This is a genomic window from Brevundimonas sp. GW822-FHT03E11 (assembly GCF_058801445.1).
This window is the reverse complement of the sequence record NZ_JBXANG010000023.1, coordinates 1-1,466: the sequence shown is the minus strand read 5'-3', so window position 1 is coordinate 1,466 and position 1,466 is coordinate 1. Positions and strand designations below refer to the sequence as shown.

Here is a 1,466-nt window from a genome sequence, read left to right as displayed (position 1 = left end):
GCCCTTCCATGTCCTTTTTCAAGTGTCTGGACGTGCGAAAACCCCTCCGCGCCGCAGGCGCGGAGATGAGCAGGATGAGAGGTTCGTCAGGTTGGGGGCGGAGCGGCGCTGGCGACGGTCGATCAGTCTTCCATTCGCGTGTTGGTTACCGCATGAACGCTTTTCGTCGCGGGCTGGCCTCTGACTTAGATCGGGCGTCGGCACATGACCTGCCCACTGGGCTCTCGAGGATGTCCCTGACCTTCCGCTCCGCCCCCGGCCTGACGGGCCAGGGCTCGGCGCTCAAGGCGCCGCTGGCCGCACCTCTTGACCGATCGCCCAGATGAAGCCCGACAGCTCCCGAGCGATGGCGGCGATGACGACAGTCGGCCGCTTGCCGCCGGCGCTGAGCCGGCGATATCGATCGCACAGGCGCACCTGGGCCTTCCACGCCACGTCCCGCACCACCTTCGGCTGGCGAGAGACGAGGTCGGTTTTGCCGGTCGAGACCCGCGGCGGGTAGCGATAGCTCCAGGCCGCTTCCACGAGCATGCGCCGCGCTTCGCGGTTGCCGGTCTTGGTGATGCCGCCGCGCCGGATACGCTCGCCGCTGGAATGCTCCGATGGGACCAGGCCGAGATAGGCCATCAGCCTGCGCGGATTCTCGAACCGGCCGAGATCGCCGACGGCCGCCACGAAGCTGACGGCCGAGATCGTGTCGAGGCCACGCAAAGCTCGCAACGCCTCGACCAACGGCGCCAGCGACCAGCCTGCCAGCATGGCGGAGATCCGCGCTTCGAGCTGATCGCGGCGGTCCTGGGACGCCCAGACGGCCTCCACATAATCCTGAAAGACGACGCGGTGCGCATCCTGCTCGAACGCCTGACCCGCCAGCCAGCGGCGGTGCCTCAAGGTCCACGGCTTGCCGACCGGGTAGGTACGACCATGACGCAGCAGGAACGCCAGAAGCTGCTGGCGCGCCCGCATCAGCGCCATCATCGCGTCGCCCCGGGCCCGCACCAGATCGCGCATGGCCTCGTGCACCTCGTCCGGAACCCAGACCGCCGTCAGACCGCCCGCGCGATGCTGGAGCGCGAGCATCTGGGAATCCCGCCTGTCGGTCTTGATGCGGTCGCCTGGCTTGCGAGCGATCAGCGTCGGCGCCGCGACCAGGCAGCCATGGCCCATCTCCGTCAGCTGGCGGTAGATCCCGTAGCCACAGCCGCCGGCCTCGTAACAGAACTCCAGCCGACTATCAGACCGCGACAGCCGATCCGCCAGCTTGCGAACCTGTTCCGGCGTGTTGGCGACCTCGCCGCAGAACCTGACGGCGCCGTCGCGACCGTCCTCTGCAGTGGTGACGCTGATGCTCAGCTTGTGAACATCGAGCCCCACAAAGAGCCTGTCCATTCCTTCCTCCTCGACGCTGCTGAAGGCTGCAGCATCCGGCATCACGCCGGACGAGGGAAAGGACATACGGACTTAGC

Annotated in this window: 1 protein-coding gene; it reads right to left on the bottom strand. The window is 67.3% G+C overall.

Features of this window, described 5'->3' with window-relative positions:
- Nucleotides 1–282: 282 nt before the first annotated feature.
- Nucleotides 283–1,389 carry an IS110 family RNA-guided transposase gene (locus AC1RKE_RS16005; protein ID WP_292118595.1) on the bottom strand — a complete coding sequence of 369 codons (1,107 nt, stop codon included), beginning with the start codon at nt 1,387–1,389 and terminating at the stop codon, nt 283–285.
- Nucleotides 1,390–1,466 lie beyond the last annotated feature (77 nt).